Genomic DNA, 25,202 nt, shown 5'->3' on the forward strand with positions numbered 1-25,202 from the left:
ATAGGTGGTTAAGGTTGGGATTGGTTTTCACCGGATGAAGCATCTTCACGCGGTTGGGTGAGTGCGTGAACGGCGTCGGCGAGTTCCTGCCAGGTTCTTTCGAGTTCCCCGTAGAATTCGAGGCCTTTGTCTGTCATAACAAAGTATTTGCGTGGCGGCCCGCTGTTGCTTTCTACCCAGCGGTAGGTGAGCAATCCTGCGTTCTTCAAACGGGTGAGCAAAGGATAGAGTGTGCCCTCCAGGATATGGAGGTTGGCAGATTTCATCCGTTCAACCAGGTCGGAAGGATAAACTTCGCCCTGGCGTATGATAGACAAAATGCAAAACTCCAATACACCCTTTCGCATCTGACTTTGTGTGTTCTGAATATCCATAACCGGAGTTTTTGTTTCCCCCCGTTTGGGTGAGGGGGAAGCGTTGTGATTGTAATGAGTGCTGTTGTGCTTTCGTTCCTGCGATCAGGCAAAGTGTCTTCTTGCGATCCTCGTTTTGCGTGAGCGTTCGAGGTTCCATAAATCTACTACGCCAAAAGCATTTTTCTGGTTAACCTGTGCAACATTTACAGCAACTGTTTCTTTTACTTCCTTAACAAGGTTATCGAGTTGGGCCTGGCCAAGCGCCTTGAAGAAGTTTGTGTTTTGCGTTTTCATGGTCTTTTTATTAAAAGTGTTTTTGAATGTTCGTTTCTGAAAGGGCTCCCGGTTTGTTCTCCTTCATTCCCTTTGACAACACAAAGATGAGCGATTATTTGGTACTATGCAACACATAGTACCTAGTTTTTTTAGGTAATAGGGATAAGATTGTAACTGGTTAAATATAATTAATTGATTGTCAATTAATTATATAAATTTCAATTTTTTGAAAAATGTTAAGTGGTAATAGATATTGATGAGTGGCGGCTAAATACGTCTGAAACAGCGGTTAACAGGTAAATCGGGCTGTTCCGGGATGGCAGGCGAATAAGAAAACGCAATAAGAATCCTTTTGCGCCCCTTTTTTGAATTGAAGTTTTTCGTGAGCCTTCTTACATCCTTTGTTTATTCCGGATCGATGTATCCTGCACAAACAAAAGCGTTATTAATACGCGTTGTGCGACAAGGAATCTAAGATCAATTAAAGTAAAATGAAGTGAATCGGCTTGCTGCCGGCTGAGGCTGATCCTATTATCTCCGCTTCCGCTTCTTCTCTTCCGCCCCCGTTCCAATGATCCCTTCGATCACCGAAGAAACAAAGCTTACTACCAGGCTGAACAACAAAGCGGAGAACCATCCATCCACCGTAAATCCATCTACCAGTCCGGCCGCCCATTTTACAATGATGATGTTGATCACCAAAAGAAACAAGCCAAGGGTAACTATTGTAATGGGTATGGTAAGCACAACCAGTACCGGTTTGATAAAACTATTAAGCAACCCAAGCACCAAGGCAACAAGCAGCGCCGTTCCGGTGCCATTCACTTCCACACCTTTTAAAATATATGCAGCAAATAAAACCGCGAGCGCGGTTGCAACGGTTTTTGCGAAAAATTTTGCCATGACTGAAGTTAATGATTTTTTACATGGTTAAAAAGGAGGCGTGAACGCGATAACGCTTCCTGGGAATGTTGTTACGCATTGATCTGTGTTCTTAGTTTTATTTTTTGCGTGCCAGCAAAGAAAAGTCGCTCTCTTCTTTCACAATCGTATTCGAAATCTTCCCGATGCCGTCGATCTCCATTTCTACCACGTCTCCTTCCTGCAGCCATTGCTCCGTATAGTTCGGGTCGTTGCGTTTACCGGTTCCATTGAGCTCGAGAAAGCAGCCGGTGCCTACCGTTCCGCTGCCTATTACATCGCCGGGGTGCAGATCGGCGCCATAGGCGCAACGTTCAAGGATCTCGGCAAAGGTCCAGTCCATATCCGAAAGGTTTCCATCGCTCACCTGTATCCCGTTTACAAAACATTTCATTCCCAGGTTCCAGCTTTTACCGGTGTGGCCCTCTTTGCAGGGAACCTCGTAAGCCTCAAGTTCATCGAGCGTAACCAGGCAGGGGCCGATTACGGTAGAAAAATCTTTTCCTTTTGCGGGGCCGAGGTTCAGCAGCATTTCTTCCATCTGCAAACGGCGTGCGCTCATATCGTTCATGATCATGAGTCCGCCGATGTATTCATCCGCCTGTTCAGCGGTGATGTTCCTTCCCGCTTTACAAACCACGATCGCGGCCTCGAGCTCAAAATCCAGTTTCTCAAAATGATCGGGCATGCACTTAACAGGCCCGGGGCCCTGTATGCTGTGGTGATTGGTAAAATAAAATATGGGGTACTGGTCAAATTCCGGTATCATATCCACGTTCCTGTTCCTGCGCGCAGCGGCCACGTGCTGCCGGAATGCATACCCGTCGCGGCACGAGGTGGGAAACGGAACGGGCGCAAGCAATTCCACTTCTGCAAAAGGAACGCCCGACTCTTTACTGATCTTACCGCTTTTGATGGCGGCTTCCACCTGTTTTGCTATGGGAAACATATCGTCCCAGTAATGCAAAAACATATTCATGCTGTTGGGCAGATCGGGGTGCAGCAGGTCGCAGTCGAATAAAAGCCCATCCACTAAAAAGGCAAGTTGATCGCGGCCGTCGGCGAGGTAAGAGACCAGTTTCATAAGAGAAGAGATTGAGCCGCGAAAATAGAGTAAAAAACTATCTTTATCCGCGGAGCCACGGTGAATTAAAAACCGATCCCGGAAATTAAAGTCATCGTGTGCTTAATACATACCATATGAAAAGATACTTCGTGTTTTTGTTCTGTACGATCTGCTGTTTTCAAATATATGCACAGCAAACATCGTGGATCCGCATCAACCAGCTCGGTTATCCCACACGTGCCGTGAAAGTTGCCGTATGGTGCAGTAAAGAGAAAACGAAACTCTATTCTTTCGAACTGGTGGATGCGGCCTCGCAAACAACCGTATTTAAGGAAACCGCGGGCGAGGCATTGGGCGCGTACGGGCCGTTCACTGAAACCTATCGGTTGAACTTTTCCTCTTTTCATAAAAAAGGAACTTATTTTTTACGTGCCGGAAATGCCCGTTCGCCCGTGTTTGTTATCGATGATGATGCCTATTCGGGCGCTGCAGATTTTTGCCTGCGCTACATGCGGCAGCAACGCAGCGGGTTTAATCCTTACCTGAAAGACAGCTGCCATACGCACGATGGCTACACTTTGTACGGCCCTATGCCAGACAGTACGCACATTGATGCAACGGGTGGCTGGCACGATGCGAGCGACTATCTCCAGTACACCACTACTTCTGCAAATGCAACCTATCACCTGCTTTCTGCTTATCGTGATTTTCCCGGTGTATTTGGTGATGAAAAAGCCGCGAACGGTCTTGATGGAAAGAATGGAATCAAAGATGTACTTGATGAGGCAAAATGGGGGTTGGACTGGTTGCTCAAAATGAACCCGCGCAAAGACTGGATGTTCAACCAGCTCGGCGATGACCGGGATCACATGGGAATGCGTATTCCCAAAGAAGATAATTTTTATGGAAGGGGTTTCGAGCGCCCAGTATATTTTGTAAGCGGCAAACCACAGCAGCGCGGTAAATTCATGAATGCTTCTACCGGCGCCGCATCAACGGCGGCAAAATTTTCGAGTGCATTTGCATTGGCGTCGTCTGTTTATCAGAACATCGATAAAAAATTCTCCGATCAGCTCGCTGTAAAAGCGGAGGATGCATGGATGGTGGGATTGAGCAGCCCGGGTGTTTCGCAAACCGCTTCTGTACGCTCACCCTATATTTATGCCGAAGACAACTGGGTAGACGATATGGAGCTTGCGGGAGTGAACATTCACCAACTGTATGCAGGCAAGGGAACGCCCGGAAACAAAAACAATGTGCTCGCAGCTGCTTTCCGTTTTGCAAAGCAGGAGCCCACAACGCCCTGGCTGGGTGCAGACACCGCGAAGCATTACCAATGGTACCCGTTTGTAAACCTTGGTCATTACGAATTGATCAAGGAGCTTTCAAAAAAAGAGTATAGTGGCAATACCATGTTGCGCTCGCAAAAAGACACCATCGTTTCCTTCTTTAAAAAAGGGATCGAGCTGGTTTGGAACAAGGCATCAAAGAACGCGTTCCTGCGCGGGGTGCCGTTTATCTGGTGCAGCAACAACCTCACCGCATCGTTCGCAACACAGTGTTATTGGTACAAACAGTTAACCGGCGATAAGAAATTTGAAGAATTTGAACAGGCCAATTTCGATTGGCTGTTTGGATGTAATCCATGGGGAACGAGCATGGTGTATGGACTGCCTGCCAATGGCGATACACCCGTTGATCCACATTCGGCATTCACGCACATGAAGAATTACCCGATCGATGGCGGATTGGTAGACGGGCCGGTGTATACGTCGATTTACAAAGGGTTGATCGGGATCACGTTAAAAGACCCGGACGAATATGCGGAGTTTCAAAGCGACCTGGTGGTATACCACGATGACTACGGAGATTACAGCACCAACGAGCCAACGATGGACGGAACCGCTTCTTTGATCTATTTGCTGGCAGCAAAAGAAGCAGAAGCAAAAAGCGCACGGGCCGCGGCCCTGAACAACAGGATGCCCCGTAACACTACCGCGCCGCAGCTTTCGGAACAGGTGCTGATCCGCGGCGACCAGGGCAGAAAACAGATTGCGCTTGTGTTTACGGGGGATGAGTTTGGAGATGGACTGCAAACGATCGCAGGAACGCTGGAAAAGGAGAAGGTAAAAGGTTCGTTCTTTTTTACCGGCAGGTTTTACCGCAACAGGTCGTTTCGAAAAGACATCAAAAAATTATACGCGCAGCGGCACCTGATGGGCTCGCACTCAGACCAGCACCTGCTGTATGCCGATTGGAAAAAACGCGACAGCACACTTGTTAGCAAAGATTCGCTTCTTACCGATCTTGCCAACAGCCGCCAGGCGATTCTTGATCTTGGCGTAAAAAAAGGAGACATGACCAATTACTTTATTCCACCGTATGAGTGGTGGAACAAGGAAACGGCAGGCTGGCTGAGCGAATCGCACATGCGTGTTTTCAGTTTTACACCGGGCACCACGAGCAATGCCGATTATACTTATCCTGAATTGGGGAAATCTTACCGTACAAGCGAAGAGATCATCGCGAACATTAAAAAATTCAACGAAACACAGCCCAACGGATTGAATGGAGTGGTGCTGCTGGTTCACGCGGGCACCGACCCGCGCCGGAAGGATAAACTATACAACCGGCTCGGAGAACTGATCGTTTATTTGAAGGAGCAGGGGTATGAATTTAAAAAGGTCAATGACATGTTTCAGGAACAATGACGAATACGAACGCCCGACATTTATATGGAACGTCGGATTTGCACGGTGATATCGATAATATTGATTTCTCCCGGGTCTGCTCCATTCTCTAAAACGTTTGCGGTCTTCGTATTCGCATCGTATGATTCTCCGCGATTATTGTTTGCGTCGGTCATTCTAAGCCACAATTCAACACCGCTGTTTGATTCAGACAACCAGGTCCCCGTTTTTATATACAGGCAGAATGTTTGCGCTGTTGGGCGTTACGCAGTATTCGAGGTCGGATTCAAGTCCGTAAGAGGCGAGCCTGTGCCAGTGTGTGGTGCGGCGGATGAAGTTGAACATATCTGCACGGTGCAGTTCGTACATATCGTTTGCCATCAGGCTGCTGTCGCAGTGAATGGTGAAATGATCCTTTACCTCACTGATCACTGCACCTGCGAACAATGCATCTTCCAGGTTGAATTTGTCTTTCCATGCCGAGCAGCCCAGGATCACATTTTTATGCTGTTGTTTAAGGTGATCGCACACCGCGCCCAGGTTTGGGAACGAACCGGTAACCACTTCCGCGGCCCCGCAGTTAAGCGCCATATGAAGGAGCTTGGTGCCATTAGTGGTAGTGAGTACGAGTGTTTTTCCTTCAATAAAGGAACGGGGGTATTCTGCGGGTGAGTTTCCGTACGATAATCCCGGGATCACTTTGCCATCTCTTTCACCGGCCGTAATACCGCCGGTTGTTTTTCCGAGCTCTATGCATTTGTCAACCGAATCAACAGGTATAACCCGTGCCGCGCCATTGTACAACGCGGTGGCAATGGTAGATGTTGCGCGAAAAACATCGATGATCACAACGATCGAATTGCTTACATCATAGATGTCCAGCAATCTTGGCGATAAAACGGTATGCAGAACAGGTTTTTCCATAAAGCGGCAAAGATAAGATTCGCTGCGGGCTTTTTTTGATTTTCAAAACAGCGGTTTCCAAATTTGACAGGTTGCGGGTAAAACCGTTTAGCTTGACCAGCAACCTGTCAGTGTTTTTTTGTCAGCACCAGCAGCTCATTTGCCTGTACCTCCGTGATCAATCGCCGGGTGCCTTGTTTATCTGTATAACTACGGTTGATCAGTTTGCCCTCCACGCCTACTTCGGTTCCTTTTTCGAGAAATTGTTCCGCAACATCGGCGAGCCTGCCCCACGCCACCACGTTGTGCCATTGTGTATCGGTCACTTTTTCGCCTTTTGCATTTTTATAGCTTTCGGTTGTAGACACGCTGAAGTTGGCCACCCGCTTGCCATCGGCAATTGTTCTGATTTCCGGCAACTGTCCCACGTTCCCGATCAGTTGTACTTTGTTTCTCATAGCGTTCATTCTGTTTGGTTATTGATGTGATGATTACTGGTGCCCAAAATTGAGCAGGGCAAGAGCAAACAACCGCTTATAAGCATTTACTTACGTGTATAAGTGTTTAAGAAACGTTTGATAGCGGGTTGCGGAGGGTGCCTCTGGCTGGCCCAGGTCCAAGCGATTGGCACGCGGCTTGTTCTGGTTTATATAAACAGATTACAATGGCAAGTTTTTCAGAAATAGTATCAAAAAGCGATCTCGTCCTGGTCGACTTTTTTGCCGAATGGTGCGGCCCCTGTAAAACGATGGCGCCGATATTGAAAGAGTTGAAGAGCCGTGTGGGCGACAAGGCCACCATCTTAAAAATGGATGTTGACAAAAATCCGCACACCGCCTCGCAATACCAGGTGCAGGGTGTGCCAACCCTGATGTTGTTCAAAGGTGGGAAACTGGTATGGCGACAGTCGGGCGTTACTTCTGCCCAACAATTGCAGACAGTCATTGACCAGTATTAAAAACCGGCATATGCTCTTCCATCGTTAAATCCTAAGTATTAATACGCTTTATCCGTTTGTCCGTGCGCGGTACATTGTGTTGCAGTACACAATTCAAACACATGACCGCCGGAAGAAAGAACTGTCTTAGTTGCGATCGTGCCATACAGGGCCGGTCGGATAAAAAATTCTGCAACGATTCTTGCCGTAACCTGCACCACAACAAGCGGAAAATGCCGGCCACTGCCTGCGTGCGCCACATCAACCGGGTTCTCCTGCGCAACAGGCGCATCCTGCAGGGCTTGTTTACTTCATCGCGGCAAACCATCAAAACACCAAAGAAAAAACTGGAGGAGCAGCGTTTCGATTTCCGGTATTTCACGCATCAATCCAGCAACCGGAGGGGACAACGGTGTGTGTTCTGTTATGAATTCGGGTACAGGGTTTTGAAGGATGTTGTAATGGTATCACGAGCCATGCGCAGTAACGAATGACCCCCGGTTTGTCCAAAAACTAAATTATACTAAGACGCCGGCAAGTAAGTCAACGCACAAATAAACAGCAAACAGCGGCTTGAAATATGCGTGATCAGTTCTATCGGAGAAACTTTGTTGAAGAAGGCGATGGAGCGATTGGATTTGCGTGCGCGATTAGGACAGGATCTTAGAAGTAAGCAGAACGCTTGCGGATATTACGGGTAGTTATGAGATCAAACCGGAGCATTCGGTGGCGATACATTACCGGTCATTGGATCGTGAGGGCTGGTGATTTTAAAAAAGAAACACATGTTGCATCCAGAGCATTTCTATCATATCTATAATCACGCCAACGGCGATGAGAATTTGTTTCGGGAGGAAAGGAACTATTATTTTTTTCTCAGTAAAGTTAACATTTACCTGCTGCCGTACATGAAAATATATGCATACTGCCTGATGCCCAATCATTTCCATTTGTTGGTAAGTATCAGAAGTCAGCATGCGATCGCGGGTATGTTTGAACATTCGGTCGTATACACAACGTTGAATGAAACGGAGCAGTTCGAGTATCTGTATAAGAAAATAAGCAAGTCTGTTTCAAATTTATGCAGTTCCTATACGCAGGCTTTGAATAAGGTGTATGGAAGAAAGGGCAGTCTTTTTATTCCTAACTTCAGAAGTAGACTGGTTGAGGACGATTTATCTTTCTGCAGGTTGGTCTATTATATTCATTACAATCCTGTACGGCATGGCTTTGTTTCAGGTATTGGACAATGGAAGCATACTTCATTTCATGCATTGCGTTGGGATAGTATGTCTATGTTGGAAAGCGAATATGTTATGGGATTGTTTGGTGGGAGAAAAGGGTTCGAGGATTACCACGTATTTAACGCATAATTGATTTAAAGCCGACGGCGAAGCTTAACTTTTGGAAAGTTTAAAACTTTCCAAAAGTTAAGCTTTACAATTCTGTCCCGCATGGCTTTGTTTCGGGTATTGGGCAATGGAAGTGCTTCATTACATGCATTGCGTTGGGATAGTATGTCTATGTTGGAAAGGGAGCAGGTCGTGAGATTGTTTGGTGGAAGAAAAGGATTCGAGGATTACCACGTATTTAACGCATAACTCATGTAAAGCCGACGGTAAGCTTAACTTTTGGAAAGTTTAAAACTTTCCAAAAGTTAAGCTTTTTACACCCAGACAGAAAAAGAGGTTAGACGATTGCGGAGAACGTTCGTAAAAAGGTTCTGGATGGAGTACTCAGTTGGAGAATAAATTTAGACGATGCTTAGGAAAAACATTTAATCTGCTAAGACAAAATAAAGATTTACACTTTCAATTGTTTCAGACATCTACACGCTACGCTACAAGAGTTATGTAAGTTTACACCTACAGTTAAGGGTATTTTCCCCGTATTTAATCAAAAGGGGTTTTTGCCCCTGTCTCGCATTTGTCCGAAGACTTATCTTGCTCTTTCATCAAAGTATTGCCCTTACAAATGAGAATGGATTAAAGACGCTTGTGATCCCAGTTGCCGATTCCAACGCAAAAGTGCCGCTTCTCATCTTTGCGTATCAAACGTCACCTTTCAGCGGTAACTCACGTTATAATGTTTCAATGGAGCTTAAATTCAACTGATTTTATAGCTTGAATCTAATCTCCCTACCTAATAAAGTAATTATTTTATGAAACTGCTCAATTTGCTTGTTGTAGTCCCGACATTTCTCTTTTTCTCTTGTTCAGTTCAAGGTCAGAATTTCTCGTATAGCACCAAAATTTATAGCATTGAAAACAATATAAAAACTGATATGAGAAGTCATGGGTCCTATATAAGTTTTCCCCCTTATTTGTTTGAATTTAATATCAGGGTACATCAATATGACACAGTAGACTCGAATAGTGGTCAACAAGTGTTCGGCGTTACGTTTGACACAGGCACTGTTTACATTATCGACCCAATTCAAAAGATGTTTTTTGAATTTAATTCCTTTCAACCAGATGCAAAAATAATCTCGCGTGGGCAACTTCAAGATAAAACACTCGGAGTTTTAATTAAGGAAAACGCTGCCATAGAAGCCAATACGAGTTTTACAAAAGATTTTCTACGAGACACCGTAGCTTATGGTAGAAAGCTATTGTATTACCGGTCGGTTGAAAAAGATGTGCATGATGCAGATTCCGTAATTACGTCCATTTTTTTCCTGAACCAATTCAATTTTATTTCCGTTCATGATATACCAAATCGTATAATGAAGGATAGATCATATAATATGATCGGTTTTTATATTCATCACGTCCCACGAAATGAATCCGTGAGTCACGAGTTAGAGGAGTTACGGCCGTTAAACGAGATTGAGGAAAAAATTTGTATGAACATGATCAATACGATGCTTGCTTCCAGGAAAGAGCGTTCGCGGACGTAGTTTATTTGTCGTAAAGCAAATATTCATTCGATTTGGTTTAAGGTAAAATCTTCCAAACAAAATAGCCGCCTATTAAATCACTCTATTCCAAGCGATAAAAAAACGAAAACCCGCCGCCTATTGCGCGGCGGGTTTGTTGATAACCGGAAACAACTTGTTCCTGCCTTTTTGTAAGCGTCACCCGTTTACTATGTGCGCTTCCTGCTCGATCTTCATCCGCTTCAAACAGATCAACGAACTTTTTATGTTAAAGCCCCTTACCAATTACTCCTTAATCATTCTTAAATATTCAATACGCAATTTTCACTTTCACAACACCCGCACCAACCATGTCTATTTTCTTAGCTGCCGCCCGCGTAAGATCGATGATGCGGCCGGGAACAAAAGGCCCGCGGTCGTTGATGCGCACCTTGACGGTTTTTCCATTGGCCAGGTTGGTCACTTTTACCTTGGTTCCGAAAGGAAGTTTTTTATGTGCGGCCGTAAGTTTGTTTGATTGATAGATCTCTCCGTTAGCAGTTTTCTTTCCATTGTACGTTTCGGCATAATAAGAAGCCATCCCTGTTTCCGTTCCACTGCCGCCGGGTATGCTTTTGCGGTGGCACGATATTGCCAGCATCGCTAGGGCTACCCCGAAAAATGATCCTGTTTTTCTCATCACACAAATCTATCCTGTGGCATCATCAGGCGAAAGGGATTGTTATCAACAAAACGTGTGTTTTGTTGATAACAGGGTTGTGGATCGTTGTAAATAATTGCACGATATGAGCGGCTTCGAGGCAATCTATATGCACATCATCGGCGAATACAAAGAGCCCGTTACACCACTGGTCTGGTTTGTTGTGGCTGCCGGTGTTTTACGGCAGACAAGCAGCGTTGCGATGGCAAGCAACAGCAAAATCACCAGGGTGTGAACGGGCTTTATATGTAGAGGCAAGAATATTCGCATTTGTAGTAAGAGAAGCGGGAAAGAAAAAGGTTGGAAGCCCTATAAAAAAATACTGGAAAGAAGTTGAATTTGCGGGAAAAAACACTGACTTCATTCTATATATTCTAATTTTACGATATGGATCAGGACCTTTTGAAACTCGAAGAACTTTCGCCTTCACAGCTTTCGGAATACATCCAGAAGCTGATCGATACCGATTTCGACGCGCTGATCCGTTTGCTTTACCGCATGGATGTAAATGAGCAACGCCTCCGTGCAGAACTTCAATCCGAACCCACCCGGCCGCCAAGCGACGTCATCACCATCCTCCTCATTGAACGCATGGCCGCACGCGACAAAGCACGCAGCGCATCCAAAGAACAACAAAGAAATCATGATATACCGGAAGATGAAAGATGGTAAAAACCCGGGAACCCGGAAAATGCAACGCCAGTAGTAGCACACATCACAAGATCAGACGTGCATCATCATAAAACATCCCAGATCAGGAAAAGTTCGCAAGTAACGCATTTTGTTTGATGTAATTGTTAAGAAGAGCCCCCGATCTTTATAAATTGTTTTTCCTGCGCAGATTTCCTTCAATTCTCTTCGCAAAGCCATTTGCTTTCCTTTACTTTTGCAAATTGCCCCGGGCGGTTTGGTGCCCGAAGTTTGATACACGTGGCGTAACAGCCAGTCTTGTTTCAAACTCCAGGCTCCGGGCTCTCAATTCAACCCTGAACGCACATGGCCTTACCTTATCTCGTTAAACACATCTACAACAGCGGAACCGAAGAGGTGATCCGGCGCGGGAAAAAAATCCATGCACTGGGCAACGTGGAGTTGGTGGAGTACGACGATCTTATGGCCGCCGTGGTGTTTCGCGTAAAAGACGATGGGTACTCCACTTTTTACAAAGTACACATCAACCAATTCAAAGATCCCAAAACATTATCGCTGCGCTGTAGTTGCCCGTATAACCTGTCTGAGATCTGCCGGCACAAAGCCGGCGCCCTGTTTCACCTGCAGGATCTGCTCGACAAGAATTTATTGGGCGATAAGGAAACGGTATACGACCAGCGCCACACCGTAGTTAAGATGAAACAGCTTGAGCTGAAACTCATCCGCATGTTGTCGGCCCCTGAAAATTTTGAAGCGGCAGAAAATTACCTGCGCAGCTCGCGAAGCAATATCCTCGAAGCAAAAGACGAACGCGTTGTGGCCGAGATGGAATACGAGGGCGAGCCATTCAAAGTGGTGATCCAGAAAAACGAAGAACGCAATTTCGATACCAGTTGTGCGTGCCAGAGCGATACGGCACACCCGCTCTGCGTTCATAAAAACATCCTGCTGCTCCAGCTACTGCACAACTACGGGCCCAATTATTTTGATACGATCCGCAACTGGGACAAAGAAAAAAACAAACTGCTCGCACTCTACGGTTATTCCCTGGCCGACGACCTCAAAGGAAAATTTGAATTCACCTACACAGACGGCAAGCCGTTTCTGCGCGTACTCGATACATCCATCAAACGCGTATCGCTGAACCCTGCGGCAGAGAAACCAAAGCCGGCAGAAGAAGAGGTGGCCGTTAAACCAATGGCTGAAGTAACGGAAGACCATCCGGCAAAGCCTTCTTTAAAAATGGGTGTGGTGATCACCGTAAACGAGGCGCAGTATCCGTACGTACAACTGGAAGCTGTGCAGGGAGAGGCCGACGAAGAACTTACCAAATATGTTTCCAAAACGGTAAAACTAGACCTGGCAAAATTCATCAACACAGAAGTGTTTAGCGAAGACGATAAAATGTTGCTGCAGCAACTGCGCAAATTGATGCCGGGTGAAGTGGGCCGTTACCTGAACCGGAACTCTCCTTTCAGCGGCATTTGGGAAAACATCATACAGCAACACAACGATGAGTTGCCGGAAGAAACAAGGCACCTGATCAACGAATACCTGCATCCCAAGATCAAAAAAATATTTACCGAACTCACGCAGAGTAAATTTGTTTTTTACCTGCCGCCCAAAAAAACGTTCACCACCTCCAACCTGTTGCAGGCCGAACTCCAGGAACAGTTCATCAGCCCTGAATTTGAAGTGAACTATAGCAACGGGCAATACGAAGTGGACTGCCGCATAAAACTCCCGCTCGCCGACCTGAATGTTTCTGAAAATGAAAGTGAGGCCGTATTGTTGTTCCAGTACCACAACCAGTTTTATACCTGGCAGCGGCCGGAAGACATCGGCCTTGTTGAGAAATTTTTGCCATCCGGAAAGATGACGATCAACGCGGAGGATTGGGCAACACAGTTGCAGCAGTTCATCCTTCCATTGTCAAAAGAATACAATGTGCATTTTACCAATGTGCAGAAAGAAGAAGTGAAAGACATCCGCCCCGAGGTAAAAGTGATGCTCAAAGAAAAGGGCGAGTATCTTTTGTTTCAACCTGTTTTCAGTTACCGCGGTTACGATGTGCGTGCTACGGATAAGGAAAAGATCATACTCCCCATCGCCGATAAATTATTGGTGATACAACGCAATCTTGAAGTTGAAAAAGAGTTTGTTCAGAAAATAGAATCGCTGCATTCTGCTTTTATACGCCCGGTTGAAGGCAACGTGCTCGCGTTGAAAGGAACCGATGTGCTTCGCAACAACTGGTTCTTTTTGTTTGTTGATGCGGTAAAGGAAATGAATATTCCTGTGTATGGTTTCGAGGCACTGAAGAATTTCCGTTTCAATACGGCAAAACCCTCTACCAAAATTTTCATCAGCAGCAACACCGATTGGTTTGATGCGAAAGTGGAGATCCTTTTCGGCGAACAGAAAGTAACGGTTGAAGAAGTTAAAAAAGCGCTCGGCAACAAACAGCAGTTTGTTCAGCTCGAAGACGGTACGCTTGGTATACTGCCCGAAGAATGGATCAAAAAATACGCCCTTCTTTTCCGCGTTGGCGATGGCAAATCGGGCAGCATGAAGCTGAGCAAATACCATTTCAGCGTTATCGAAGAGTTGTACATGCAACGCGACGAAGAAGAACTGTTTTTTCAGCTGGAAGAAAAATACGAACGTCTCAAAGGCAATCATTCCATCAAGGAAATTCCCGCTCCCGCGCACCTCAAAGAAGTGTTGCGCCCCTACCAGGAAAGCGGCTTCCAGTGGCTCAATTACCTGCGCGAGGTTCAGTGGGGCGGTATATTGGCGGATGATATGGGGCTTGGTAAAACCATACAGGCGCTGAGCTTCCTTCACCACCTGAAACACGAGAACGGATCATTGAAGGCGCTGGTTGTTTGTCCTACAACACTCATGTTCAACTGGCAGAACGAAATAAAGAAGTTTACGCCCACCATCAGCTTTGCCGTTCACCATGGCGGCAACCGTTCGCGCGAGAGTTTGGCAAGTGCGGATATCGACGTGATCATTACAACCTATGGCACCCTGCGCAGCGATATCAAACAGTTCGTTGATGTTAATTTCGATTATGTGGTGCTCGACGAAAGCCAGGCCATCAAAAACCCGGGCAGTAAAGTAACAAAAGCCGCAGGGCTACTGAAAGCCAAGAACCGCCTGTGTTTGAGTGGTACGCCGTTGCAGAACAACACGTTTGATATCTTCGCACAGATGAATTTCCTCAACCCCGGCATGCTCGGCAGTGTTGAGTTCTTTAAACAGGAATTTTCTGTACCCATCGATAAGTTTGGAGAAAAAGAACAGAAAGACCACCTGCGCAAGCTCCTCTATCCATTTATACTGCGCAGAACAAAAGAACAGGTGGCAAAAGATCTGCCGGAAAAACAGGAAATGGTCCTCTTCTGCGAGATGGGCGATGAGCAAAGAAAGATTTACGATGCTTACCGCAACGATTACCGCGACAAAATACTGGGCGTTGTGGAGAACCAGGGCATCCAGAAATCGCAGCTCACGATCTTACAGGGATTGATGAAGCTGCGACAGATCTGCGATAGCCCGGCCATTGTGAAGGAAGAAGAACGTTTTCCCAATGTATCCGTAAAACTGGAAGAGATCGGAAGGGAGATCACCGAAAACATCAGCAACCACAAAGCGTTGATCTTCTCTCAGTTTTTAGGCATGCTTGCGCTCATCAAAGAAAAAATGACAGAACTCGGCGTTGATTACGAATATTTTGATGGAAGCAGCACCGTTGCCGAAAGGGAAAAAGCGATCACGCGTTTCCAGAACGAAGAGAGTTGCCGTGTGTTCCTCATCTCTTTAAAAGCCGGGGGTGTGGGTCTTAACCTCACCGCCGCCGATTACGTATACATCGTTGATCCATGGTGGAACCCCGCTGTGGAGCAACAGGCCATCGATCGAACACACCGCATCGGCCAGACAAAAAATATTTTTGCCTACCGGATGATCTGTACCGATACCGTGGAAGATAAAATTCTGAAACTCCAGGAACGTAAACGCAACCTCGCAAAAGACCTCATCACCGACGACGAAGGTTTCGTAAAGAGCCTTACGAAGGAGGACGTGGAATACCTGTTCTCTTAACCTGCGCCGGCGATTTTTTTAAAAACCAGCAAGCTTACCTGAGCAGAACCACCGTACCTTTCCTGAAGATGGTTTGCCCATCGAAACTCTGGCCCTGCGTTACATACACGTAAGTGTCTGAAGGCTGCGCCGCTCCATTGAATGTTCCATCCCAGCCGGTGTTGATCTGGCTGGTGGAGAAAACCAACTGGCCGAGACGGTTATATATCCTGAAATAATCAAAAGAGGAAATGCCCGAGAGCAAAGGTTTTAAAACATCGTTCAAACCATCTCCATTTGGTGTAAAGCCGCCCGGCACGTAGATCTCTGGACCGTTTTTGAAAACATGCACCATCACATTGTCTGTGGCATTGCACCCTTCCGGTGTTGTTAACCGAACGGTATAAAGGATCGAATCCGGCGCAGCCGCTGTAAACGTTGCAACCGGATTACTGATCGCATCGTTACTGAGAAAAACAGAAGGCGACCATTGATAAGTGTAGTAATTGGCAGGCGCAGACACATTGAGTTGCAGCGCCTGGTTCACTGTTGCAGAAGTATCTCTCCCGGCATATGCTAAAAATGCGGGGATCACTTTTACATTGATCGTATCGCTTACAGGCGTTTTGCAAAATGATGTGTCGCGCACGGTTAACACATACGCCGAAGTTTTATCGGGCCCCGCCACCGCATTGATGGATCTTGTGTTTACGAGCGAGGTTGAGGCCTGCCACAAAAACAGGTCTGCTTTTACCGAAGGGTTGAACCGGATCCGGTTGCCATAACAGAGCACCGTATCAGGACCAAGCGCTACAGTAGGATAAGGCGCTACATAGATGGTGATCTTTGTGCTATCCTGGCAATAACCAAGATTGGCCGTCACATAATAAGTAGTTGTTGCCAATGGCTTTGCCACAGGATATTTCACCAGCAAATCGCTTAAGGTATTGGTATTGCCCGATTCGCGCCACTTGTAACTGAGTGCATCGCTTAGCGGGCGCAGCACAAAACTATCTGTCTGGCAGATACCACTGTCGGGCGCGAGTTTCACGGTGATGTATTGAAGCACATTCACTTTTACTTTCAAACTGTCTACACAACCCCTGTCGCGAACCGTGAGCGTATACGTGGTTGTGTCCTTTGGAAAAACGACGGCATTCAATGCATGTATATCCGAAATATTTTTGTTGGGCGACCATTCAAAACTTCCCGAAGCCTGCGCGTTGAGCGGAAGTGAATCGATGCTGCAGATCAACGTGTCTTTGAAAGGATGATAAAGGAACGCCTTTTCTGTTACGGAAACGGTTTGGGTGATGGTGCCGGAACAACCCATCGAACTTGTTACACGCAAAAGGGCAATGGCGCTTTGCGCGCCTGAGTAATGATAACTTACCGAAGCGGTTCGGAAGGTATCTATTGCCGTTGCGCTGCTATCGCCGAGATCCCAGTACCAGCTGTTGATGGTTCCATATTTTGCAAAACTTTTGTCTGTAAAATTGAACGGGGTAACAACACAGCTTCCCGTAAAACTGAAATCGGGTTTGAAACCGGGATATACTTTTACCTGGGCACTGGTAGAATCGTTGCAACCCACTGTGTTTACAACAGCAAGTTTTACGGTATAGGTACCTGTGTCTGCATAGGTGTAACTGGGGCGGGCGGCCGTTGATACATCTGTGACACTGTTGGTTACACCAAAATCCCATGCATAAGAAATGATATTGCTGGCCTGTGTCTGGTTCTCGAAGGTGAGTGTGTAGGTGTCGCAGCTGATGTAATCTTTCAATTCAGCAACCACCAGCGAACAATCGGCAACGGTGATCTGTAATTCCTTCCGGGTTGAATTGATGTGTACGCCGTTGCGCCATTCATGCACATATACGGCAATGATGTACTCACCGTTTTGCGCCGGCGCGGTGCCGGAGATCAGGCCCGTGACCGAATCGATGGTTACATTGGCGCCCAGCGGAAAGGCGCCGCTGTAAGGGCTCACATAAGGGATAGAAGAATACGGTGGTGTTGTTGCTGCGGAGGTTCCGTTAAGTCCATCGCCAAAGGAATACCTGAGCACATCGTTGTCTTTGTCTGATGCAGCAAACTGGTAACTGAATTTTGATTTGTAACAGATCACAGCCGTATCTGTAAATGCAAAGTCGGGACTTGAATTCTCATTGTACATCGTGCCATTGATCATACCCGGGATGGTGGCGGTGAGCGTGATACCCGTTGCGGAAGAATTTGAAATATTCACAATACCCGCGATCCTGTTGGCATCCGATGCCGCGATGATGTACCCGTTTGCATTGGCTGGAAGATCTACGGTTGTTGTATAACGGTAAATATCGTAACAGATCGTGGGTTTATTGCTGATACATGGATCGAATGTTGTTTTTGTAAAACTCCCAACCATCGAATACAGCGCCGCCGGCGTGTTTGTCTGGCTGGTTCGGGAGTAAGTAACCGCGTCGTAAATATTAAGTGTGGTGGGATTAGGCCCCGCCGCATTGCATCGCCTGTACACATCCACCGTGATCTTGTATTTGCCCTGGCCGAGGTATTCATACGTGATCAGGCCGCCTTTGATGTGCACGGCCAGCGCGCTGTTGCAGAGCAGCAGTAAAATGCAGATCAGTAAACAGGCCTGTTTTGGTTTCATGCGAAGTAAAAAGTACGAAATATCGATAACCTATAGACGCAAATCCGGGGGGGAAATCCTGCGATCCAAGAGATTTACAGGGGGCAACGGCGAACTGCCGGCAAAATAACAAAGCTGCGGGCCCGGATGTTGTTGTACTACCAACAACACAAGACCCGCAGCCCATGGCTGAACGGTTATTTACCAAGTTCAGCAGCCGCGATCAGTTTCTCCGGCTCTTTTTCAAAATTTGCTTTGCATTCCTTTGAGCAAAAGCCAAGCACTTTTCCTTTGTAATGCGCTGTGTCTGAAATACCGGCGCTCACAGGCATTCCGCAGGAAGGGTCTTTTTTATTGTCTACCAACAGGTGTTCAAAAGCGTTGGCCGTTGAATCGGGTTGCATGGCAACGGAAGTATCGCCCGCCGGTTTGGTTTCCGCTTTATCGGCACCGGATTTACAGGCGGTAAACACAAGGCAGCCTGCCATTACTACAAATGAGATTTTCTTAAGCATGTTTGGATAGGTTTATATTTTTAAGCAATAAGCCAATGATGCGATAAAAATAATCACTTATATGTACAATGCCGACGGCGCGAACGCCGCCTGTATAGTTTTAGCAAATTCTTCTGATATATACATTACCGCTTCGCGATTTTCTTCCTGCCCCTCCACCTGGAATAAAGGATCAGTCCCACCACCACCATCAATACCTGCGCCATTGCCCAGAACATGGTGCTGAAATCCTTCCAGCCCTTACCTGCCCAGCCCAGGAACTCATGTTTGTGAAGGAAGCCAAAACTGTAGCCCTCGAGCAGGTCTATGTCGTTTGTTTGTTTGGCCAGGCAACCGGTTGCGGTTTCAACAAAAAAACGTTCGTTGTAATGGGTGCCGTATTGGATCTTCCAGACGGGAAGCCGCTTATCTGCAAAAGTATATTCCGCACCATACCGGGTGATGGGTGTAACAGACAGGATCGCGTTTACGGGTTGCCCGCTGAATTGCGCAGCGAGCCATTTTGCATAGATCATTTCTCCCTGCTGTAAAATTTTGTTGTTCTGGGTTGAGAGGTAGAGCGTGGAAGGCATCGATGCGGTGTCTTTCAGCTGGTCTTTGCGAACGGGTTGTGTTGTTGTTTTAACCTGCAGGCGCCAGTAATCCGCTCCATTCATGGTTACAATACCCACGTTGAGGACAGCTGCTTTCGCGCCCGCTGCCAATTGTGTAAGATCGAACCGGATGTTTTTTGCATGGTATGCAGGTGTTGAAACATAGGTGGTTACCCGGTCGTTTCCCAGTTTTACAAGGGCATGGTAGGCGCCGCTGAAAGTGAACATCAAAGTAAACAACGCAACGGTGACGGAGGTATAGCGGTGCCATCTTCTTGCACCCGCCAACCTGTTTCCGTTCGCTTTTTTTGAATGGGTGGTGAAGAAAATATAAACACCCATCACTGTTGTTGCAAAAGCAAGCGATACAAGGAGAAGCTCCGCGATCAGTTTTCCCTTCCCAAGAAAATCAAGCCATCCCCAGGTATGCAGCAGCGTAAATACGTTGTCGAAAGCCCTTCTTTTGTTATCCATTGCAAACGCAAACCGGTCGGTAAGCGGGTCAACATAGATCCTGATCCCGTCGGGCCTGTTAAAGGAAACGCGGTAAACGGGCAACAGACTGTTTATCTTTTTGTATTCGTTGTTGTATGCACTGATCAGCGAGGCGTCTGTGATCTTTGCGCCTGACTTGCTGTTCACCACGCAATTGGTTGCGGCATCGCAGCAATCGTGTGTGGCCATTGTGCCGCCGGTTTCAGCCGTTTGCTGTGCACTGTCTTTTGGCCTTGCTTCCAGGAATTGTTTAGCGAGATATTGCGCGTACAGCCAATTGCCTGCGGTCAATAATTTACCGTTCAGCGTTGCGAGGTAAACCGGTTCGCTGTGGCGGGTTGCCTGCACCTGGTAAAACCAGTTGTCTTCGATGTGAACGATGCGGAAAGACACAAACGAATCGATGTGATTTTCGCGCAGGGCAAGCTCCAGCGGCATTTTTATCTTGCTGCTGTCGATCACGGCCGGCTGAAGAAATTGCGTGGCCAGTTTGGGGCGGATGGTCGTCATGATGGGGTGCATAAACCCACTCAATGCCCAAAGCAAAACGGGAACTGAAATAATGAGTGAAGCTGTACGGTGCCATTTATATATGTTTTTGCGAAGCATGTTTTTTGTTTTGTGGTTGAATGTGATGGGCCAGCCGGCATTGCGCGCACGCAAAGCGATCTGCATACTGGAAACGGTGTTGCTCCAATTGCAGGCCAGGCGCATGCAGTTAGCGGCACTTATAAAATTGCTTTTATAGCACAGGTTGTTGCACGCTGCCGGATGACAGGAAATTTGAAAGATATGGTTGTGATGGAGCGGTTATCCCAGGCCGGGCGGGTGGAAAAACGAAATGGGTCTTAATTCCGGTATGGTTGCCGTATAAACGGTCGCGTGAGCCAGCGGTGCGCGGTAAACACTACCGATGGTGGCATAAAAAGATTTTGACGAAAGCACTTCATCCTGGTAACCCCGGCGGTCTGGGTTTGACCTGTCTTTGTTCTCTTCCTGCTTCAGTTTTTTCATCAGCTGGCACTTGCCATGGCATTTGAGAACCGGTTTTGCCTTGTTCTCGCAATTTTTGGCGTAAGACTCGGTATTGGTGTAATAACTGGTAAGAATTACGCCACGGTTAAACGTTTGCCCGAGCAGCGCGAGTAGTAAAAGCGTGGTTATGATTTGTTTGCCCGGCAGAAGAAAAGCGTTGGTTGACGCAAAGGTAAGCAATGGCGGCCAGCGGGCCTTTCAAATGAAAATCGTTATTAAAAAAACCTTAAAACCCAATACCAGCCTGCATCTCGGTGAACATTGGATTTTGCGGGATGAATGGAACAGCGGTTTTTACCCTACCTATAACCGCTCTGTTTTCACCGATTTTAGCATTAGCGAACCCAAACATCATGGTAGCTTGCCGCTGATATTAACAAAAAGGAAATTTCATTTGAAGCGAAGTACCTTTGCTTCCTCATTTATACCAATGAACTTATGAGTAAATTTTATACACTGGTCGCCTTTGTTTTATTGGGTATGACCGCCTCGGCCCAGAATACGACGGCCATCCTGAAGGGTAAGCTGATCGATTCTGTAAACAAGCAGTCTTTAAAAGATGCATCCGTTACCATCCTCGACGCGCGCGACTCGAGCCTCGAGAAATTTGGCCTGGTAGGCGCCGACGGTTCTTTCTCTGTTACCGGCATCCCTTTTGGTGCCATGGTGGTGCAGGTTAAGTTCAACGGGTATGAGACCTTCACCAAAAACATCACTTTCTCTGCAAGCAATTCAAACGTCAACCTGGGCACCGTTTACCTGTCGCCCGCGGCCAATGAGCTTACAGGCGTTACCGTTTCACAGTCGGTTATGCGTGTTAAAGGCGATACCACGGAATTCAATGCCTCCTCTTTCAAAACAAAACCCAATGCCGTTGCAGAAGACCTGATCAAAAAAATGCCGGGTATGGAAGTGGGTAAGGACGGTTCCATCAAATCGAACGGCGAAGCCGTGGCGCGTGTATTGGTAGATGGCAAACGTTTCATGGGCGATGACCCCAAACTGGCCACACGCAACCTGCCTCCGGATGTGATCGACAAGATCCAGGTGTTCGACGACCTGAGCGATCAAAGTAAATTCAGTGGGTTTGATGATGGCAACCGTGTAAAAACGCTTAACATCACCACCAAAAAAGACAAGAAAAAAGGAATGTTCGGTAAAGCCGTGGCCGGTATCGGTTCGGATGATAAATACCAGGAGAGCTTCAATTTTACACGCATGAATGGCGACCAGCAGATCACTGTAATGGGACAGGCCAATAATGTGAACAAACAGGATTTCACCATCAACAACATCGGTGGCGGCCGCAACTTTGGCGGCGGCGGTGGTGGTGGTGGCGGTAATTTTGGCGGCGGTGGAGCAGGCGGCGGAAGCGGCATTACCACCATCCTTTCCGGTGGTTTCAACTACCGCGATATCTGGAGCCCTAAAATAGACGCTTACGGAAGTTATACCTACAACCAGCCACGTGTTAATACAGAATCATCGTCGAACACACAAAGCATATTGGGTAATGGCGTAAGCACGATAAAAGATGCGGCTTCTGTAGGACAGAACAAATCTGAGAACCACCGTTTTTCATTCAACCTGGAAGACAGGATCGATTCGATGAACTCGCTCATTTTCCGCCCGAATTTCGCCTTGCAGAGCAACAACAACGTTACCAATTCGAGCTCGTCAACCATGAAGAATGTGAATGGGGTGCTTACACCGCAGAACAAATCGATCAGCAATGGCTCGAGCTACAACAGCGGTTATAACGTGAACGGGTCGAACCTGCAGCTGCGCCACCGCTTTGCAAAAAGGGGCCGTACGCTTTCTCTCGACTTCAATTTCTCAGGTAGCCAGAACTACGGCGATGGCCTTACCTATACCGTGAACAATGTATATGGAAGCAACCCGAGAATGGATACGCTCAACCAGCACTATTACGATTCATCACGCTCCTACTCGCTCAACCCAACGCTTTCCTATACAGAACCATTGGGAAAGAACCAGATGCTGGAGATCCGCTATTCACTGAGCTACAACAACACCAATTCGGTTACCAATACCTATCGCTTTGACAATGCCTCGGGCAAATTCAATAAGTTTGATAGTTTGTACAGCAACGCATACAAGTTTATCCAGACTTACAACACGGCCAACCTGAACTATCGTTTCCAGCATACGAAATACAATTTCAGTGTGGGAACGGGTATCCAGTTCCAGAACATGGAAAGCAACAACACAACCAAAAACGTGCTGGTTAAACGCGATTTTGTAAACTTTACGCCGAACGCAAACTTTACGTACAATTTTACAAAAACAAGAAGCCTGCGTGTATTCTACAATGGACGTACGGGCACGCCGAGTGTTTCGCAATTGCAGCCGATCACCACTACCACAGATTCGATCGACTTCCAGATCGGTAACGGAAACCTGAAACCGCAGTTCACCAACAGCCTGCGTGTATTGTATTCTTCGGTTGATCCATTCACCCAAAAGATCGTTGTGGGAACGGTTAACGGAACCATCACAACAAACGATATCGTCAGCTCCATCCTGCAGGATACCACCGCAGCCGGTAAGGGAGGAAGAACAACCACCTATGTGAACTTCGGAACCACCTATAACCTGAACGGTTATTTCATGTACGGTTTCCCGCTGAAAACGCCGAAATCGAACATCAACCTTTCAACGAACATCAATTACAGCAAAAACCAGTCGCTGCTTTCTGTAAACAAAACCGCGGCAGCATCGCCGAACGTGACAACCAGTTATACGCTCAGCGAAACGGTGAAATGGACCACGAACCTGAAGAACAATTTCGACATGAACCTGAGTACAACGTTCAGCTACAACCCGATCAAGAACTCATCGGTGAACGGTGTTACCACCAGCAATTACATGACCCATTCACTCGCGGCCGATTTCACGCTTTATTCAAACAATGGATGGACATTGGCGAGTGATTTTGATTATACACATTATTATGGCCGTCCTGCGGGATACAACACTTCGATATTCCTCATCACGCCATCGATCGCAAAAACCTTCCTTAAAAACAAGGCGGGAGAACTGCGCCTGAGCTGCTTCGACCTGTTGAACCAGAACCAGGCCGTTAGCGTGTCAACCAACGCCAACCAGATCGTAAACAGCATCTCAAACAACCTGAAACGGTACCTGATGCTCACTTTCACCTACAACCTCCGTGCATTTGGCCAGCAGCAAAGAGGCCAGGGGCCAAACCAGATGCGTAACATGATGTTCCAGGGCGGACAGGGTGGTATGATGATGGGCGGCTTCAGCGGCGGCGGCAATGGCGGCGGCGGAAGAAGAGGCGGAAACGAATAGACCAACAACCCCCAATTACCATAGGCCGTTCACAATTGTGAGCGGCTTTTTTTTTGAAGTGGACCGTTGGGAGCGGGGGTTTAGCTGCCGTCCATCCTAAAGAGCGCTCCAAACGGTGACTTAACCAAACTTTCATAAAAAAACTAACCCGCGTTAGCGCAAACTGTTATACTTTTACACCTGATAAGCTATTTACAGATAAGCGTGAAACACACAGTTACACATATCAATTTCCCCATTGCCGCGGAGCTGAATCTCCCGGCACCCGCACCGTATACTATGTTGCCGCAACCCCGACGTGGTTGCTGATAGGACGAGCAACTGGCACTTGCCCCTATCAGTGGAATTCTCCCGGAATTGGATCTAAAAACACAGAGGTGTTTTCTTTTTCACTTTATTAATCATTACAAGTTGGAAGATAATATTATTGTTCGTGTAGCGAATGGTGGCGATGCCCATTATGCACAAACCATAACAGACGAGATGGAATCCTCGGCCAGGGCCCGCGGTACAGGCATTGCCAAACGCAGTCCTGAATACGTGGCCCAAAAAATGGAAGAAGGCAAAGCCGTGATCGCTGTGCTGCCCGATGGCACCTGGGTAGGTTTCTGCTACATCGAAGTATGGGGGCACGAGCAGTTTGTGGCCAACAGCGGCCTCATCGTTTCGCCTGCCTTCCGGAAAAGCGGCACGGCAAAACGCATCAAGCAACGCATCTTCAACCTGTCGAGAGAGAAATACCCCAATGCAAAGATCTTCGGTCTTACAACCGGCCTCGCCGTAATGAAGATCAACAGCGACCTGGGCTACGAGCCCGTTACTTACAGCGAGCTCACAGACGACGAGGAATTCTGGGCAGGCTGCAAAAGCTGCGTGAACTATGATATCCTGATGAGCAAGGACAGGAAGAACTGCATGTGCACCGCCATGCTCTACGATCCTGCCGATCATTACGAGCCCGAAGAAACATCGGTTGAGTTCAAACAGAATTCAAAACTCTACGAGCGCTTTATGAAGATCAAACAAAGCCGTCTGATGAAACTTTTCCGCAAAAAAGAAAATGGCGGCAGCACCGGCGGAAAACAGAAATCATTGTTCCATACCCTTTTCAATTTATAACCCC

At 47.1% G+C, this 25,202-nt stretch carries 21 protein-coding genes; 10 read left to right on the plus strand and 11 right to left on the minus strand.

Annotated elements, in window-relative coordinates; genetic code table 11:
- Positions 1-8: 8 nt before the first annotated feature.
- The 4 genes from GWC95_RS01340 to GWC95_RS01355 form a co-directional block, all read right to left on the minus strand.
- Complete coding sequence (locus tag GWC95_RS01340; RefSeq protein ID WP_161816868.1) at positions 9-374, minus strand: PadR family transcriptional regulator; 366 nt, start codon at positions 372-374, stop codon at positions 9-11.
- A gap of 84 nt (positions 375-458) precedes the next feature.
- Positions 459-650 carry a hypothetical protein gene (locus GWC95_RS01345; RefSeq protein WP_161816869.1) on the minus strand — a complete coding sequence of 64 codons (192 nt, stop codon included), beginning with the start codon at positions 648-650 and terminating at the stop codon, positions 459-461.
- A gap of 513 nt (positions 651-1,163) precedes the next feature.
- Positions 1,164-1,535, minus strand: a complete 372-nt coding sequence (locus GWC95_RS01350; RefSeq protein ID WP_161816870.1) for a phage holin family protein — start codon at positions 1,533-1,535, stop codon at positions 1,164-1,166.
- Positions 1,536-1,632: 97 nt separating this feature from the next.
- On the minus strand, positions 1,633-2,637 hold the full coding sequence (locus GWC95_RS01355; protein ID WP_161816871.1) for a fumarylacetoacetate hydrolase family protein: 1,005 nt from the start codon (positions 2,635-2,637) through the stop codon (positions 1,633-1,635).
- Between the two features lie 116 nt (positions 2,638-2,753).
- Between GWC95_RS01355 and GWC95_RS01360 the strand changes: the two genes are divergently transcribed.
- A complete protein-coding gene (locus GWC95_RS01360; RefSeq protein ID WP_161816872.1) occupies positions 2,754-5,330 on the plus strand; it encodes a glycoside hydrolase family 9 protein in 2,577 nt (858 codons plus the stop codon).
- A gap of 186 nt (positions 5,331-5,516) precedes the next feature.
- On the opposite strand, the gene GWC95_RS01365 is transcribed toward GWC95_RS01360, so the two are convergent.
- Both GWC95_RS01365 and GWC95_RS01370 read right to left on the minus strand, forming a co-directional pair.
- A complete protein-coding gene (locus tag GWC95_RS01365) occupies positions 5,517-6,233 on the minus strand; it encodes a 2-phosphosulfolactate phosphatase (RefSeq protein WP_161816873.1) in 717 nt (238 codons plus the stop codon).
- Between the two features lie 107 nt (positions 6,234-6,340).
- Positions 6,341-6,670 (minus strand): single-stranded DNA-binding protein, encoded by a 330-nt coding sequence (locus GWC95_RS01370; protein WP_202630184.1) that lies wholly within the window; start codon positions 6,668-6,670, stop codon positions 6,341-6,343.
- A gap of 206 nt (positions 6,671-6,876) precedes the next feature.
- On the opposite strand from GWC95_RS01370, the gene trxA reads away from it, so the two are divergent.
- The 4 genes from trxA (at position 6,877) to GWC95_RS01390 (ending at position 10,048) form a co-directional block, all read left to right on the plus strand.
- Entirely contained in the window at positions 6,877-7,170 is a 294-nt protein-coding gene (gene trxA / locus GWC95_RS01375) for a thioredoxin (protein ID WP_161816875.1), read from the plus strand.
- A gap of 101 nt (positions 7,171-7,271) precedes the next feature.
- Entirely contained in the window at positions 7,272-7,643 is a 372-nt protein-coding gene (locus GWC95_RS01380) for a hypothetical protein (protein WP_161816876.1), read from the plus strand.
- A gap of 291 nt (positions 7,644-7,934) precedes the next feature.
- Positions 7,935-8,522, plus strand: coding sequence for a transposase (locus tag GWC95_RS01385; RefSeq protein WP_161816877.1), 588 nt, complete (start codon positions 7,935-7,937; stop codon positions 8,520-8,522).
- 788 nt (positions 8,523-9,310) lie between these two features.
- Complete coding sequence (locus GWC95_RS01390) at positions 9,311-10,048, plus strand: hypothetical protein (protein ID WP_161816878.1); 738 nt, start codon at positions 9,311-9,313, stop codon at positions 10,046-10,048.
- 289 nt (positions 10,049-10,337) lie between these two features.
- Here GWC95_RS01390 and GWC95_RS01395 read toward each other — a convergent pair whose 3' ends face one another.
- Positions 10,338-10,706 carry a septal ring lytic transglycosylase RlpA family protein gene (locus GWC95_RS01395; protein WP_161816879.1) on the minus strand — a complete coding sequence of 123 codons (369 nt, stop codon included), beginning with the start codon at positions 10,704-10,706 and terminating at the stop codon, positions 10,338-10,340.
- Positions 10,707-10,812: 106 nt separating this feature from the next.
- Here GWC95_RS01395 and GWC95_RS01400 point away from each other — a divergent pair, with 106 nt between their 5' ends.
- From GWC95_RS01400 to GWC95_RS01410, 3 genes are all read left to right on the plus strand, one after another.
- Positions 10,813-10,962, plus strand: a complete 150-nt coding sequence (locus GWC95_RS01400) for a hypothetical protein (RefSeq protein WP_161816880.1) — start codon at positions 10,813-10,815, stop codon at positions 10,960-10,962.
- Positions 10,963-11,114: 152 nt separating this feature from the next.
- Positions 11,115-11,399, plus strand: coding sequence for a hypothetical protein (locus tag GWC95_RS01405; RefSeq protein WP_161816881.1), 285 nt, complete (start codon positions 11,115-11,117; stop codon positions 11,397-11,399).
- 324 nt (positions 11,400-11,723) lie between these two features.
- Positions 11,724-15,491 carry a DEAD/DEAH box helicase gene (locus tag GWC95_RS01410; RefSeq protein ID WP_161816882.1) on the plus strand — a complete coding sequence of 1,256 codons (3,768 nt, stop codon included), beginning with the start codon at positions 11,724-11,726 and terminating at the stop codon, positions 15,489-15,491.
- Positions 15,492-15,525: 34 nt separating this feature from the next.
- Here GWC95_RS01410 and GWC95_RS01415 read toward each other — a convergent pair whose 3' ends face one another.
- The 4 genes from GWC95_RS01415 to GWC95_RS01430 all read right to left on the minus strand — a co-directional run bounded on the left by GWC95_RS01415 (position 15,526) and on the right by GWC95_RS01430 (position 20,923).
- Entirely contained in the window at positions 15,526-18,126 is a 2,601-nt protein-coding gene (locus GWC95_RS01415; protein ID WP_161816883.1) for a PKD domain-containing protein, read from the minus strand.
- A gap of 176 nt (positions 18,127-18,302) precedes the next feature.
- Positions 18,303-18,620 (minus strand): YHS domain-containing protein, encoded by a 318-nt coding sequence (locus GWC95_RS01420; RefSeq protein WP_161816884.1) that lies wholly within the window; start codon positions 18,618-18,620, stop codon positions 18,303-18,305.
- Between the two features lie 125 nt (positions 18,621-18,745).
- Positions 18,746-20,383, minus strand: a complete 1,638-nt coding sequence (locus tag GWC95_RS01425) for a PepSY domain-containing protein (protein ID WP_161816885.1) — start codon at positions 20,381-20,383, stop codon at positions 18,746-18,748.
- Between the two features lie 135 nt (positions 20,384-20,518).
- Positions 20,519-20,923, minus strand: coding sequence for a hypothetical protein (locus tag GWC95_RS01430; protein ID WP_161816886.1), 405 nt, complete (start codon positions 20,921-20,923; stop codon positions 20,519-20,521).
- A gap of 258 nt (positions 20,924-21,181) precedes the next feature.
- On the opposite strand from GWC95_RS01430, the gene GWC95_RS01435 reads away from it, so the two are divergent.
- Positions 21,182-24,079 carry an outer membrane beta-barrel protein gene (locus GWC95_RS01435; RefSeq protein WP_161816887.1) on the plus strand — a complete coding sequence of 966 codons (2,898 nt, stop codon included), beginning with the start codon at positions 21,182-21,184 and terminating at the stop codon, positions 24,077-24,079.
- Positions 24,080-24,490: 411 nt separating this feature from the next.
- The gene (locus tag GWC95_RS01440; RefSeq protein ID WP_161816888.1) at positions 24,491-25,198 is read left to right on the plus strand and encodes a GNAT family N-acetyltransferase; all 708 of its coding nucleotides are present in this window, start codon (positions 24,491-24,493) and stop codon (positions 25,196-25,198) included.
- Positions 25,199-25,202: the final 4 nt, after the last annotated feature.

The sequence above is a fragment of the Sediminibacterium roseum genome (assembly GCF_009939005.1).
Taxonomy (GTDB): domain Bacteria; phylum Bacteroidota; class Bacteroidia; order Chitinophagales; family Chitinophagaceae; genus Sediminibacterium; species Sediminibacterium roseum.